This window comes from Sporosarcina sp. FSL W7-1349 (assembly GCF_038003045.1).
Lineage (GTDB): Bacteria > Bacillota > Bacilli > Bacillales_A > Planococcaceae > Sporosarcina.
Genome location: NZ_JBBOOK010000001.1, coordinates 1,389,419 through 1,404,087 on the forward strand (window position 1 = coordinate 1,389,419; position 14,669 = coordinate 1,404,087).

Annotated in this window: 11 protein-coding genes; all 11 read right to left on the reverse strand. The window is 48.4% G+C overall.

Features of this window, described 5'->3' with window-relative positions:
- Window positions 1-13: 13 nt before the first annotated feature.
- The 11 genes from rimP to rpsB all read right to left on the reverse strand — a co-directional run bounded on the left by rimP (window position 14) and on the right by rpsB (window position 14,612).
- Entirely contained in the window at window positions 14-490 is a 477-nt protein-coding gene (gene rimP / locus MKY41_RS06940; protein ID WP_340744342.1) for a ribosome maturation factor RimP, read from the reverse strand.
- A 245-nt stretch (window positions 491-735) separates the two neighbouring features.
- Window positions 736-5,004, reverse strand: coding sequence for a PolC-type DNA polymerase III (locus MKY41_RS06945; protein ID WP_445683325.1), 4,269 nt, complete (start codon window positions 5,002-5,004; stop codon window positions 736-738).
- Between the two features lie 192 nt (window positions 5,005-5,196).
- Window positions 5,197-6,903: a proline--tRNA ligase gene (locus tag MKY41_RS06950; RefSeq protein WP_340744344.1), complete on the reverse strand. Its 1,707-nt coding sequence runs from the start codon at window positions 6,901-6,903 to the stop codon at window positions 5,197-5,199.
- Between the two features lie 38 nt (window positions 6,904-6,941).
- Window positions 6,942-8,195, reverse strand: a complete 1,254-nt coding sequence (rseP, locus tag MKY41_RS06955; protein ID WP_340744345.1) for an RIP metalloprotease RseP — start codon at window positions 8,193-8,195, stop codon at window positions 6,942-6,944.
- A 353-nt stretch (window positions 8,196-8,548) separates the two neighbouring features.
- The gene (locus tag MKY41_RS06960; protein ID WP_340744346.1) at window positions 8,549-9,691 is read right to left on the reverse strand and encodes a 1-deoxy-D-xylulose-5-phosphate reductoisomerase; all 1,143 of its coding nucleotides are present in this window, start codon (window positions 9,689-9,691) and stop codon (window positions 8,549-8,551) included.
- Between the two features lie 20 nt (window positions 9,692-9,711).
- Window positions 9,712-10,506 carry a phosphatidate cytidylyltransferase gene (locus tag MKY41_RS06965; protein ID WP_340744347.1) on the reverse strand — a complete coding sequence of 265 codons (795 nt, stop codon included), beginning with the start codon at window positions 10,504-10,506 and terminating at the stop codon, window positions 9,712-9,714.
- Window positions 10,503-11,297, reverse strand: a complete 795-nt coding sequence (locus tag MKY41_RS06970; RefSeq protein ID WP_340744348.1) for an isoprenyl transferase — start codon at window positions 11,295-11,297, stop codon at window positions 10,503-10,505. Before MKY41_RS06970 ends, MKY41_RS06965 begins: the two co-directional genes overlap by 4 nt.
- Window positions 11,298-11,543: 246 nt before the next feature.
- Window positions 11,544-12,086 (reverse strand): ribosome recycling factor, encoded by a 543-nt coding sequence (frr, locus tag MKY41_RS06975; protein ID WP_445683326.1) that lies wholly within the window; start codon window positions 12,084-12,086, stop codon window positions 11,544-11,546.
- Window positions 12,087-12,100: 14 nt separating this feature from the next.
- Window positions 12,101-12,826, reverse strand: a complete 726-nt coding sequence (gene pyrH / locus MKY41_RS06980) for a UMP kinase (RefSeq protein WP_041074116.1) — start codon at window positions 12,824-12,826, stop codon at window positions 12,101-12,103.
- Window positions 12,827-12,904: 78 nt separating this feature from the next.
- Window positions 12,905-13,789 (reverse strand): translation elongation factor Ts, encoded by an 885-nt coding sequence (tsf, locus tag MKY41_RS06985; protein ID WP_340744350.1) that lies wholly within the window; start codon window positions 13,787-13,789, stop codon window positions 12,905-12,907.
- Between the two features lie 97 nt (window positions 13,790-13,886).
- Window positions 13,887-14,612: a 30S ribosomal protein S2 gene (gene rpsB / locus MKY41_RS06990; RefSeq protein ID WP_340744351.1), complete on the reverse strand. Its 726-nt coding sequence runs from the start codon at window positions 14,610-14,612 to the stop codon at window positions 13,887-13,889.
- Between the last annotated feature and the right edge of the window lie 57 nt (window positions 14,613-14,669).

Here is a 14,669-nt window from a genome sequence, read left to right on the forward strand (position 1 = left end):
CTCCTACGTTGAATTATGCGGAAAAATCAATGGCCAATCGAGCTAGCGCAATCTTTTCCTTATCGATGACAACCGACACTTTTCTAGTCTTGATGCGAATTTGCAATTCAACCGAATCCGGTTCGTTGACGATCAAATATCCTTCAAATTCCTTCATGCCGTCAATCGGTTCATAAGTCTTGATAAAGACATACTGGCCGACCGCTTTTTCATAATCCTCTTCCTTTTTCAATGGGCGTTCTGCGCCAGGAGAAGAGACTTCCAGAAAATAATTTTGCGGGATCGGATCCGTCCGGTCGAGTTCAGTACTCAACTTCTCACTGACAACCGCACATTGATCAATATCGATATCCCCTTGCGGTGTATCGACATAGATGCGCAGGAACCAGTCTTTCCCTTCTTTCACGAATTCGATATCGACAAGCTCCAATCCTAGTTCATCCACAATCGGATCGACCAATTTGCCGACTTCTTCTGTAATTTTACTCATCATAACCCTCCTGACATCTCATTTAAGTGTATGCTCAAACATGAAGGACCAAAACGACATGCCCTGAAATGCCGATGCAGGAGGGCTATCGAGCGAATCCATATACACTTTTAAAAAATTGGCATAGAACGGCAGAAAAGAGCGGGTATCCCCCACTCTTTCGGCGCAAGACTATTACAAAAGTTGATTTAAGCATACCATACGTCATTAGCCGATGCAAACAATGCGGCGGCCGGGAGCCTCGCCTAAAATAGCGACAGCTGGTTTGCGTCGGGCATCCCTTCCAGACAGCCAAGGGCGTCCATATATTCGATGATGGTTTTTGAAACGCGGCCGCGCTGCTGGAAGTCCTCTTTCGAAAGAAACTCCCCGTCTTTCCTCGCTTCCACGATCGTCTTTGCTACGTTCGTACCAAGCGAAGGGATTGCATCGAACGGCGGAATCAGCGAATTCCCTTCAATGATGAACTGAGTCGCGTCCGATTTGTACAAGTCCGGTTTCGCGAAATGGAAACCTCGTTCGCACATCTCCAAGGCGATCTCCAAGACGGTGAGCAAACTCTTTTCTTTCGGGGACGCATCCAACCCTTTCGCATTGATTTCTTTGATCTGGGCTCGGATGGATGCCGATCCTTTCGTCATCGTCGCCAAATCATAGTCGGTCGCCCGCACTGTGAAATACGCTGCATAATAGAACAGCGGATGGTGTACTTTAAAATAAGCGATTCGCAATGCCATAAGCACATAAGCGGCGGCGTGCGCTTTCGGGAACATGTACTTTATCTTTTTACAGGAGTCAATATACCAATCCGGAACGTTGTTCGCCTTCATCTCCGCTTCGAACTCCGGCGTCAATCCTTTCCCTTTCCGGACGGATTCCATGATCTTGAACGCCAACGACGGCTCCAATCCTTGGTAGATCAAATACACCATAATATCATCCCGACAACCGATCACATCCGACAATTCACAGATTTTATTCTGAATCAATTCCTGGGCATTGCCGAGCCATACATCCGTCCCGTGCGACAGTCCCGAAATCTGGATCAGTTCCGAAAATGTCGACGGCTTCGTTTCCTCAAGCATTTGCCGGACAAACCGCGTCCCGAATTCCGGCACACCGAGCGTCCCAGTCTTACAGCCGATCTGCTCCTCCGTCACCCCGAGGGATTCCGTCCCGCTGAACAGCTTCATAACCCCTTCGTCATCCGGCGGGATTGTCAATGGATCGATTCCCGACAAGTCCTGTAGCATTTTGATCATCGTCGGATCATCATGTCCAAGGATATCAAGCTTCAGCAAGTTGTTGTCGATTGAGTGGAAGTCGAAATGGGTCGTCCGCCAACTGGAGCCCACGTCATCCGCCGGGTATTGAATCGGAGTGAAGTCGAAGATCTCCAAATTATCCGGTACAACGATAATACCGCCCGGATGCTGCCCTGTGTTCCGTTTAACCCCGGAACATCCTTGGACAAGCCGGTCCACTTCCGCCCCCCGGAAATTCAGGCCATTGTCATTCATATAACCGCGCACGTATCCATACGCCGTCTTTTCCGCAACCGTACCGATCGTTCCCGCACGGTATACAAAGTCCTCCCCGAACAGCTCTTTCGTATAATTATGGGCATGGGCTTGATACTCTCCGCTGAAGTTCAAGTCGATATCGGGAACTTTATCCCCTTTGAACCCGAGGAACGTCTCGAACGGGATATCCTGCCCGTCCTTCTTGAACATGGTCCCACAGGAAGGACAGGCTTTATCCGGAAGGTCATACCCCGAACTGACGGAACCATCGTTGAAGAACTCGCTCGTCTTGCAGGAAGGGCAGACGTAATGCGGCGGCATCGGGTTCACCTCGGTGATTTCCATCATTGTCGCAACGAAAGAGGAACCGACCGATCCCCTGGAACCGACCAAATAGCCGTCATCCAATGATTTCTTCACCAGTTTATGGGAAATGAGATAAATTACCGCAAAGCCGTGGCCGATGATCGATGTCAATTCTTTCTCAATCCGCGCTTCGATAATCTCAGGCAATGATTCCCCATAGATCGCATGCGCCATCGAATAAGTCAAATCCCGGACTTCCTGGTCCGCCCCTTCGATTGTCGGCGTATATAGATCATCTTTGATCGGCTTGACGTCACCGATCCGCTCCAAAATCTTGCGTGGATTGTCCACGACGATTTCCTCAGCAACCTGTTCCCCTAAAAACGAGAATTCATCAAGCATCTCGTCCGTTGTCCGGAAATGGACTGCTGGAAGCGAATGCCGGTTCATCGGATTGGCGCCTCCTTGCGAGCGGACGAGCACTTCGCGGAACTTGGCATCCGTTTCGTCGATATAATGGACATTCCCCGTCGCACAGACCGGCAGTCCGACTTTCTTCCCGAGCTTAATCATTTTTCGCATGATATCTTCCATATTCCATTCATCCCGAATCAATTCAAGCTCGATCAAATGCGAATAGACCGGTTTCGGATGCACTTCCAAGAAATCGTAGAACTTCGCGATCTCCTCCACCTCGTCCATCGACTTCTGCATCAGTCCCTCGAACACTTCCCCTTTATCACAACCGGAACCAACGAGCAGCCCTTTGCGATACTTGATCAGGAGCGAACGCGGAATCCGCGGCACCCGATAGAAATAATTCATATGGGAATAGGAAACCAGTTTAAATAAATTCTTCAGCCCTTCATCATCCACCGCCAGCAGTGTGCAATGCGAAGGACGGGACCGTTTATACGCATCGCCTTCCCCGACATGCTGATTAAGTTCATCCAAGTATTGGATCCCTTTTCCGTCGACTTCCTTCATAAGCCGGACGAAGAGATGGGCCGTAGCTTCCGTATCGTAAATGGCCCGGTGATGTTGGGTCAGTTCGATATCGTATTTTTTCGCCAGTGTATTCAACCGGTGATTACGCAATTCCGGGTGGATGAAGCGCGCCAACTCCAACGTATCGATAACCGGATACGCGGGCGTCTCCAAGCTCGCACGCTTGGCGGATTCGTAGAAGAACCCCATGTCGAATTTCGCATTATGCGCGACCAGAACCGAATCGCCGATGAATTCGATGAAATCCCGGATGACTTCCTCGACTTCAGGTGCATCTTTCACCATATCATCCGTAATACCGGTCAACTCCGTTGTCGTAGAAGAAAGCGGGTGATGCGGATTGGCGAACCGCTCGAATGATTCGATGATTTCTCCGTTTCGGACACGGACAGCCGCCAGCTCGATAATCGTATCGTAGACAGCGGACAACCCTGTTGTCTCCACGTCAAAGACGACATATGTGTCATCCTGCAAGGCGCGATGCTGTTCATCATAGACAATCGGCACGCCATCGTCGACCAAATTCGCTTCCAATCCGAAGATGACTTTAATGTCATGCTTTTTCCCGGCGGAATAGGCTTCCGGGAACGACTGGACGTTGGCATGATCCGTAATGGCGATTGCCGGATGCCCCCATTTTGCCGCCTGTGCTACAAGATTCGATGCGGATACAACCGCATCCATCTGGCTCATCATCGTATGGGCATGTAGCTCGACTCGCTTCCGATCTTCCGGGGCATTGTCTTTCCGGACGACCGGCGCGACTTCCATGATGTCTTGGGCCATCATAATGAGATCCCGGACGAAGGTGTCGTTCTGGATGCCGCCACGGGCACGGACCCATGTCCCTTTTTTCAATGATTTCATCATTTCGGCGTCTTCATTATCTCGGGAGAACATTTTCACCAAGATGGAATCGGTGTAATCTGTCACTTTAATAGTTAACAAGGAACGGCCGCTTCGCAATTCCCGGATTTCGATGTCAAACACATAACCTTCGATCGTGACGCGCCGCTCTTCGTCCTGGATATCTTTGATTTCCATAAGGGGCTCGTCCGCCTTGATCGGAATCCCAAGTTGGAAAGGTCCGGATACCGAGCCGCCGTTCTCCTTCTTGGTCGATTCCCGCTGCTTCATATCCGACAGCGCCTTCTGTGCCAATGCCTCTTCTTCCGCTTGCCGTTCCTTCAAGAAAGCGATCCGGGCCGCTTCTGCATCTCCGGTCTCTTCCCTTACCTTGAATTCAATCGCAGGTTTCCCGAAACCGAAGGAGCTGTAGACATCGGAAATCCGTTCCGCGTATTTGCTTTTTAATGTTTTGAATTCCAACTCGTTATTGCACTGGAGAACCATTTTATTGCCAGCCATCGCAGGCTGTTGAGTGCGGAGCAGCTCCTGGATCGGCGGGGACATGTCCTGGATTTCTTCCAAGGCAATCGTCCAATAATCCAAATAGAGCTGTTCCTCCGTTTCGTCCCATTGGCTCGTAATATGTAATCTAATACTGGCGATTGCAGCAAAGGCTTCCGACACCCGGCGGGAAAAAATGGCATAGACCGGTGCGGGAAGCGGCTTCTGCAAAGCCAAGTTGAATTGCCAGACCCGTGATTTCCGATGGATATTGACACGTTCCAAAACCGCCTGATCAAAATGGACGGCAAACTCGTCTTCCGTCATCCCGATTTGTTGCAGCAGCACATGCAGTTTACTGATAGCTTCCAAATGGAGGGCCCCCTTTCGACTGAAAAGAAGGGAAGCCGATAGCCGGGCTCCCCTTCCACTTAAATCCTTACTCTACCTCATTCCAAAAACAAATACAGCATTCATTCAACCTATTTTACAGCAGCGGGAATTTCTGCAGATTTAAGTTTAATCCATCCCAAAAAATGCTTGCAACTTCTCTGTAAGTTCTTCTTTCTGCCATTCTGTGGAATCGCCTGATTGTCTAAATTTCACTTCGACAATACCTTCGGATGCTTTTTTGCCGACCGTAATCCGGAGCGGCAAGCCAATCAAATCGGAATCCGCAAATTTGACGCCCGCACGTTCTGGACGGTCGTCGTAGAGGACGTCATACCGATAGGATTTCAAAATATTATACAACTCATCCGCCAATTCCTTCTGTGCTTCGTCCTTCATATTGACGGCAACGAGGTGGATATCATATGGAGCCAATTTCTTCGGCCATTTCAAGCCATTGTCATCATTGAACTGCTCGGCAACGGCTGACATGATCCGGGAAACACCGATTCCATAGCATCCCATGATGTACGGTTTCGATTTCCCATTCTCGTCGAGGAACGTTCCCCCCATCGGCTCACTATAGGTTGTTCCCAATTTGAAGATATGTCCGACTTCAATACCTTTGGCAAACTTGATCGTTCCGTTACCGTCCGGTGATGGATCCCCTTCCTGGATGAAACGTAAGTCTGCATAGCGGTCTACTGCGAAATCCTTCTCCGGATTTGCGTTAATGAAGTGATAGCCGTCTTCATTCGCTCCACAGACCCCATTGACGACAGAGGCAACCGAGTGATCGGCAATCACTTTCAGTCCGACCGGCAATTTGACCGGCCCGATGGAACCGACGTGGCATTGTAGCATTTCCACAATTTCTCCATCTTCTGCAAGTTCCACTTCTGTAGCATCTAGGTGATTTTTCAATTTGATGTCATTTATTTCATGATCGCCGCGGCACAGGACAGCAACCAATTCGCCATCCACTTTGAAGACAAGTGTCTTGATCAAGCGGGAAGCATCCACTTCGAGGAATGTTGCTACTTCCCCGATTGTCCGCTGGTCCGGAGTCGCCACTTTCTCCAATTGCTTGACTGGCTCGTCCAATTTCTCATAGTCCATGATTACTTCAGCCATCTCGATATTCGCTGCATAAGACGATGTATCGCTATAAGCGATCGTATCTTCCCCGATATCGGATAGCGCCATGAATTCATGGGTGTTCGTGCCCCCGATTGTTCCGCCGTCTGCTAAAACAGCGCGGAAATCGAGGCCGAGCCTGGTGAAAATATTCGTATATGCCTGTTTCATATCCTGATATTTTTCATCAAGGCTCTCTTCGGTCGCATGGAAGGAATAGGCGTCCTTCATGATAAATTCACGGCCGCGGAGAAGTCCGAAACGTGGACGTTTTTCATCTCGGAACTTCGTCTGGATCTGATAGAGCGTCAATGGCAACTTCTTATAGGACTTTACCTCGTCCCGCACGAGCGATGTGATCACTTCCTCGTGGGTCGGTCCAAGCACAAATTCCCGATCATGCCGGTCCTTGAAGCGCAGCAATTCCGGCCCGTAGGAATACCATCGGCCCGTCTCCTGCCACAGCTCCGCTTGCTGAACAGCAGGCATGAACACTTCCACCGCGTCGATCGCTTCCATTTCCTCTCGGATGATCGTCTCGATTTTCCGAAGAACTTTTTGCCCAAGTGGCAGATATGAATAGATCCCACTCGTATTTTGCCGGATAAAACCGGCGCGCAATAATAACTGATGCGATTTTACATCGGCATCGGAAGGCACCTCGCGCATTGTCGGTATGAATGTCCGTGATTGTTTCATGTGTAGCTTCCACCTCGATTAGTTTGATTTCTAGTTCATCAGAAGAAAAAACGCTGGATATCGTTCCAGGTCACGACAAGCATGAGTACCATCAGAAATACGATCCCGATGAAGTGGACCATTCCCTCTTTCTGTTTGTCGACCGGTTTCCCCCGGATCGCTTCGAATAGGAAGAATAGAAGTTTTCCGCCATCTAGCGCGGGCAGCGGCAATAAGTTCATGATGCCTAGATTGATACTGAGAACGGCCGCCCAGTGCATTAGATTGTAAACGCCGAACTTGGCAACTTCTTCTGTCGCCTTGTAAATGCCGACAGGTCCCGAAAGTGCATCAATTGTAAATTGACCGGTGACAAGCATGCCGAGTAAGCGGATGATCTCCTTGATCCAGGAGATAGTTTGATCGGCGCCGAACACGACCGCTTTCAACGGATCTTTTTCCATCGGACGGGTGACCCCGATCTGGCCGAATTTTTGCCCTTGTTGCTCAATCGTGTCTGGGACAACTTCTAGCGTAACCGATTCCCCGCTGCGGTCCACATTGAACTTTAGCGGAACGCCGGGATTTTCTTGAATGATTTCGGAAAACTCTGTCCATGAATCGACTGGTGTGCCGTTTACGCCAGTCACCAGATCCCCTTTTTCCATACCCCCTATTTCTGCGGGGCTTCCGCTTTGAACATCCGAAATGACCGGGTCCTTTACCGGAATCCCTTGCATCAGGCCGATTGCCAAGAAGATGAAAAAGGCAAGGATGAAGTTGAACAGCGGACCTGCAAAAATGGCCATTGCCCGGCCACCGAGCGGTTTGGACTCAAACTGTCGATCGTAAGGTGCGATCAATGTCTCTTGCCCTTTTTCCACAATGATCGCGTTTCTGGAAATGGCATAGCGGACCAGCTTACCTTCATCGTCATACCCTTCGATGAACAATGCCTTATCCAGATCCGATGATTCGGTTTCCAAGAACAATACATCGGGATTGTTTATATTTTGATTTAAATAGATTTTAATGACTTCATCACGGGAATTCAGCAATAAACCGACCCGATACCCGGGCTGCAATTCAACCGTATCAAAATCCTCTCCGGCCATCCGGACATATCCGCCGAACGGAAGGATCCGGATCGTATACAATGTTTCGCCCTTCTGTATGCCTAAAATTTTCGGGCCGAATCCGATGGCGAACTCCCGGACCATGATCCCTGCTTTTTTCGCAAAAATAAAATGCCCTAGTTCATGAAAAAAGACGAGCGAACCAAATATGATAATGAACGCAATTACCGTTTCCATGGAAAACCACCTTCACTGACCATTGCTGGCCGTTTATGAAATACTTTATCTTTGTTCAGCGGAAGACTCCCACCTCTGTTAGCGGTGGGATGAAAACGATTTTATTCCCTGTTCAGCGGAAATCTGAACTCCCCCTGAACAAAGATAAAAGCCTCCGACGTACAAGAGGTACTAGTGCCGACAATGCCACAGGCGGTGGCGTTTTGTCGGCTGGCGGATGTTGAGGTTTTTTGAGGAAGGCAATCTCAGTGAGTGACATCCTCAAAATGCCTTAATTTCCGCAACGATCGCAGAAATTATGGCGAATCGAATCCTTCGCAATGCGATTCGCAATCACGCTAAGGCGTGATTGATTATACCATAGCATAGACCATTTTTCGAGTAAGCGAATCGATCTCCAAAATCGTATCAAGATCTGGTGTCCCGATCGATTGGTGGGCGTCCATGGCACGCTCGATCAATTCTTCGATCTGCAGGAACGGGATCTTCCTTTCCATGAAAAGACTAACTGCAATTTCGTTGGCCGCATTCATGACGGTCGGCATCGTACCGCCTTCCCGCCCAGCTGCATACGCCAGCGAAAGCGCCTTGAATCGGTCAAAATCCATTTTTTCAAAATGAAGAAGTCCGATATCTTCCAGACGGAGCGGCTTGGCATTCTGCATCGGGATGCGATCGGGATACGTTAGTGCGTATTGGATCGGCACCCGCATATCCGGGGAGCCCAACTGTGCCATGATGCTCGTATCTTCGAACTCCACCATCGAATGAATGATACTTTCCTTATGCAGCAAGCAATCAATCTGATCATACGGCATATGGAATAGATGATGGGCCTCAATCACTTCCAAGCCTTTATTCATCATCGTAGCCGAATCGACGGTCAATTTATTGCCCATCGACCAGTTCGGGTGCGCTAACGCTTGTTCAACGGTAACGTCAGCTAACTGATCGCGCGTCAAATTCCGGAAGCTGCCGCCTGACGCGGTCAGAATCAGACGGGCGATCCGCTTTGGATTTTCCCCATTTAAGGATTGGAACAGAGCGGAATGCTCACTGTCGACGGGCAAGAGCGGAACATTGCGCTTCTGCGCTTCGCTTATGACAATATCCCCCGCTGCCACCAATGTTTCCTTATTTGCGATTGCTATCGGGATACCCGCTTCGATTGCTTTGAGCGTCGGTCGCAATCCAACACTGCCGATGACCGAGTTCACCAACACATCCGCTTCGGAAGTGGCGATTTCGATCAATCCTTCGTCTCCGAACACGAATCGGATCGCCGGGAATTCGGCCTGAAGCTTTTCGGCGTCCTCTTTTCTTCGCACCGATACGAGCTTCGGCTGATAGGCTTGTGCAATTTCCCTCACCTTATCGATATTCATCCCGGCCGAAAAAGATACGAGCTCGAATTGTTCCCGATTCGACGCGATGATATCGAGCGTTTGTGTACCGATGGAACCTGTCGCTCCAAGAAGACTGATTTTCTTTGTCATGTGAGTAGGTGTCCTTTCCTTTATCCTACGAAATGAAGGAAATGTAATAATGGCAAGACGAAAAGGAGGCTATCGAACCGATCCAAAATTCCGCCATGCCCAGGCAGGAGCTTTCCGGAATCTTTTACATCATAATGTCGTTTCAAAGCCGATTCGACCAAGTCCCCAAGTTGTCCGACGATGGAGGCGACAATGGTGACGACGACCAATAGGATATAATTCGAAGCGATCGGATAAATCATCTGGAAGATGCAGGCGGCCACGACGGCGGATGCAATCCCTCCATAAAAACCTTCCCTCGTCTTATTCGGAGAAATTTCCGGCCAAAGCTTGCGCTTCCCGATCTTCCTGCCGATAAAATACGCCCCAGAGTCTGTTGTCCAAATGACAACCAAGGCATACACAACATATTCGATTCCGAAAAATCTTGTCTCAATCAAATAATAAAAACCGATGCCGACGTACAAAGCGCCCAGTACCGAGAACGCTGCGTGGTCGAAAGTGTACCGGTTTTTGACAATCACCGTATAAATAAGCAAAATGAGGACGATCGCAAATGCCAACTCAATTTTCGTATAGCCAATCGACTCATGAAGCCTCTCTCCCCATCCTGAAGGCAATAGCAGCACAACTAGCGCCGCCCATGTTAAAAAACCCTCAATGGATAGGAGATGGATGCCTTTCATGCGTAACAATTCATAAAGCCCGACTGTCGCAATCGCAAAGACTGCAATCGTAAAGGGAAGCCCTCCGACAAGAACAAGCGGAATGAATAGGGCGAACGCGATGATGGCTGTAATAATCCGTTGCTTCACACATTCCCCTCTCCTTCCACACTCCCGAACCGACGATGGCGCATTTGAAACTCTTCAATGGAATTCAGCAAGCATACCTCGTCGAAATCGGGCCATAATACATCCGAAAAAGATAATTCTGCATAGGCCAGCTGCCATAGCATGAAATTGGACAGCCGCACTTCTCCGCTCGTGCGGATCAATAAATCCGGTTCCGGCAAATGGGCTGTCATCAAATGCGAACCGATCAACGTTTCATTAATTTCCTCAATAGCCAGCGAGCCTTCCTGGACAAGCGCGGCAATCTCCTTGAGCGTCTCTGCCATTTCCAGACGGCTGCCATAGTTCATAGCGAAGTTCAAAACCATGCCGTCATTGTGCTTTGTCGCTTCTCTCGCTTTATAGATGGCCGCTTTCGTATGTTCCGGCAATTTGTCAAAGTTTCCGATCATCTCGACTTTCACATTTTGCTCGATCAATTCGGGAAGGTAGGTACTCAGGAACTCCCCAGGCAGTTTCATGAGAAAATCGATTTCCATTTTTGGCCGCTTCCAATTTTCTGTGGAGAAAGCATAAAGCGTCAACGCTTGAATACCCAGTTCATTTGCCATTCGCGTAATTTTACGGACCGTTTTCATCCCCTCGTGGTGGCCGGCAACTCTCGGTAGATTACGCTGCTTCGCCCAACGGCCGTTGCCGTCCATAATAATGGCGACATGGGCAGGGATCTGCCTTTTTTTCAATTCTGTAACGCGCTCGGCCAGTGAACCGTCAAGTACGCTAGGTTTTTTTCGCAGTATTTTATCAAGCATGTCGTATCCTCCACTCGACTACTTTTCAGAGCAAGTACATACTCTATCGTATCAAATTTACCGAAAAATTTCATTTTAAAGCGGTAATATAAATATATTCATACCTTTTTGGAAAATCAATTTCGTTGGACTTACCCAATCCGATGTCCGTCAGCCGCTTCCCTGTATATTCTATGCTTATGCTTCGCAAGCAACGAAAAAGACGTCCTGCAGTTAGGACGTCCTCCTGTACAAAAAGTTCTTCTATCAGATCTCCATGATTTCGTTTTCTTTATTCTTCGCGATCTCGTCAATCTTTTCAATATAGGAGTCAGTCAATTTTTGAATTTCCTCCCCATTCCGATGGAGATCGTCTTCCGTAATGTCACCGCTTTTCTCAAGCTTCTTGAAATCTTCGTTGGCATCCCGGCGAACGTTGCGAATTGCGATTTTTGCATCTTCCGCCTCTTTTTTCACTTCTTTTGCAAGTTCTTTCCGGCGTTCTTCCGTCAAAGCCGGAATGGCAAGACGGATGATGTTCCCGTCATTCGTCGGTGTAATCCCGATGTCTGATTTCAAAATCGCTTTTTCAATCTCGCCCAAGACCGATTTGTCATAAGGCTGGATGACAAGCAGACGTGCTTCCGGCACCGAAATGCCTGCCATTTGGTTCAACGGGGTCGGCGCTCCATAATAAGGAACGGTGATCCGGTCCAATAAAGACGCACTGGCACGCCCTGCACGGATTGACGCCAGCTGGCGGGTATAGGCTTCAACTGCTTTACTCATTCTGTCTTTCGCTTGATCCATTACTGTTTTCGGCACTACATATTCCTCCTCACAACCGTCCCGATCGGCTCACCGAGTACGGCCTTTTTAATATTTCCCTTCTCCATAATCGAGAATACTACGAGTGGGATATCGTTGTCCATACAAAGAGTAGACGCGGTAGAGTCCATCACTTCAAGCCCTTGGCTGATAACATCCAAGTAAGATAGCTCTGTGTACTTGATCGCTTTTTCATCTTTTTTCGGGTCTGCTGAGTAGACACCATCCACATTATTTTTCGCCATGAGGATGACATCCGCTTCAATTTCCGCTGCGCGAAGTGCTGCTGTCGTATCGGTCGAGAAATAAGGATTCCCCGTACCTGCCGCGAAAATGACGACCCGTTTCTTCTCCAGATGGCGGATCGCTTTCCGACGTATGTATGGTTCTGCAACTTGACGCATCTCAATCGAGGAGGATACACGGGTTTCCACACCGAGCTTTTCAAGGGAATCTTGTAGAGCGAGAGAGTTCATAACCGTTGCAAGCATGCCCATGTAATCCGCTGTTGTCCGGTCCATGCCCATTTCGCTTCCGATTTTCCCTCTCCAAATATTTCCGCCACCGACCACGACTGCGACTTCGACGCCTAAATCCATGACTTCCTTCACTTGCGCAGCAACTGTTTTGATGATGGCCGGTGATAATCCGAAACCTTGTTCTCCCGCTAGTGCTTCACCGCTCAACTTCAAAACGATCCGTTTATATTTAGGGACGCTCATATGAATCCTCCATCTACTCAATTTTCTCGAAAAACAGGGAACACATGATGTGTTCCCCATTGATAAAACTATTGCCCATTAGTTTCCTTTCACTTGGCTCATTACTTCATCTGCGAAGTTCTCTTCGCGTTTTTCAATCCCTTCACCCACTGCATAACGGATGAATTCTTTCAAAGTACCGCCTGTCGATTTGACGAACTCGCCCACTTTTTGGTCGGAGTTTTTAACGAAAGCTTGATCCAAAACGCAGATCTCTTCGAAGTATTTACCGATGCGGCCTTCGACCATTTTCGCTACGATGTTCTCTGGTTTTCCTTCGTTCAACGCTTGTTCTGTCAAGACTTTGCGCTCACGCTCCACTTCCTCTTCGGAAACTTGGTCGCGGGAAACGTATTTCGGATTTAGAGCGGCAACGTGCATCGCCACGTCTTTTGCAGCTTCTTCGTCCTTTGTTCCTTCCAAAATGACTAGAACGCCAATACGTCCACCCATGTGCAAGTAAGGGCCGAATACGTCATTGTCGGTTTTTGTACGGATTTCAAAGCGGCGAAGAGTGATTTTTTCACCAATTTTCGCTACAGCATTTGAAATATGGTCCGCTACGGATAAATCGTTGTCCATTTTGGATTCTAGCGCTTCTTCGATGGAAGCAGGTTTTGCTGAAAGCAAGTGCTCTCCAAGTTCTTTAACAAGTGTTTGGAACCCTTCGTTTTTCGCAACGAAGTCTGTTTCCGCGTTCACTTCAAAGAGAACAGCTTCATTGCCATTTACAATGATATCTGTCGTACCTTCAGCCGCGATGCGGTCTGCTTTTTTCGCTGCACTGGAAAGGCCTTTCTCACGAAGGAAGTCGACTGCTGCTTCCATATCGCCATTCACTTCAGTTAGTGCTTTTTTGCAGTCCATCATACCTGCGCCTGTTTTTTCGCGTAGTTCTTTTACCATTTGTGCTGTGATAGCCATTGTTTACGTTCCTCCTAGTAATATGTCGTGATCTTTGCTTCCTCTAAAAAAGACGATAAGGGTTTCGGCCGCTTATCGTCTCTTCCGTTCACTCATTTCACTCTGCAGCTACGGCTTCCTCTTCAGTTACTTCATCATCTTCACCTTGACGGGATTCGATCAAAGCATCAGCCATTTTGCTTGTCAAAAGACGTACTGCGCGGATTGCATCATCGTTTGCAGGGATGATGTAGTCGATTTCGTCCGGATCACAGTTCGTGTCCACGATTCCAACGAGTGGAATGTTCAATTTGATCGCTTCCGCAACCGCGATGCGCTCTTTGCGTGGATCGACGACGAACATGACGTCCGGCAAGGATTTCATATCACGGATACCGCCGAGGAATTTCACAAGGCGTTCGTGTTCTTTTTTAAGTTGTGATACTTCTTTTTTAGGAAGGACACTGAATGTACCGTCTTCTTCCATTTTCTCGATTGCTTTCATACGTGCGACACGTTTTTGAATCGTACCGAAGTTTGTAAGTGTTCCACCAAGCCAACGTTGGTTGATGTAGAACATTCCAGCGCGTTCTGCTTCTTCCTTAATAGCATCTTGCGCTTGTTTTTTCGTACCGACGAAAAGGACTTTCCCCCCGTCTGCACCAACTTGGCGCATGTACGCATAAGCTTCTTCTAATTTTTTCACTGTTTTTTGAAGGTCGATAATGTAGATCCCGTTACGCTCCATGAAAATATATTTTTTCATTTTCGGGTTCCAACGACGTGTTTGGTGTCCGAAATGCACACCAGCTTCAAGCAGTTGTTTCATTGAGATTACTGACATTTGTGTATTCCTCCTGTTTGGTTTTTTTCCTCCGTGCACCTCATCCGGCAAAGCGAC

Bases quoted from the DNA above. Each gene is read 5' to 3' on its own strand.
- rimP (WP_340744342.1), bottom strand. From the start codon at position 490: ATGAGTAAAATTACAGAAGAAGTCGGCAAATTGGTCGATCCGATTGTG.
- MKY41_RS06945 (WP_445683325.1), bottom strand. From the start codon at position 5,004: ATGACGGAAGACGAGTTTGCCGTCCATTTTGATCAGGCGGTTTTGGAA.
- MKY41_RS06950 (WP_340744344.1), bottom strand. From the start codon at position 6,903: ATGAAACAATCACGGACATTCATACCGACAATGCGCGAGGTGCCTTCC.
- rseP (WP_340744345.1), bottom strand. From the start codon at position 8,195: ATGGAAACGGTAATTGCGTTCATTATCATATTTGGTTCGCTCGTCTTT.
- MKY41_RS06960 (WP_340744346.1), bottom strand. From the start codon at position 9,691: ATGACAAAGAAAATCAGTCTTCTTGGAGCGACAGGTTCCATCGGTACA.
- MKY41_RS06970 (WP_340744348.1), bottom strand. From the start codon at position 11,297: ATGCTTGATAAAATACTGCGAAAAAAACCTAGCGTACTTGACGGTTCA.
- frr (WP_445683326.1), bottom strand. From the start codon at position 12,086: ATGGATCAAGCGAAAGACAGAATGAGTAAAGCAGTTGAAGCCTATACC.
- pyrH (WP_041074116.1), bottom strand. From the start codon at position 12,826: ATGAGCGTCCCTAAATATAAACGGATCGTTTTGAAGTTGAGCGGTGAA.
- tsf (WP_340744350.1), bottom strand. From the start codon at position 13,789: ATGGCTATCACAGCACAAATGGTAAAAGAACTACGCGAAAAAACAGGC.
- rpsB (WP_340744351.1), bottom strand. From the start codon at position 14,612: ATGTCAGTAATCTCAATGAAACAACTGCTTGAAGCTGGTGTGCATTTC.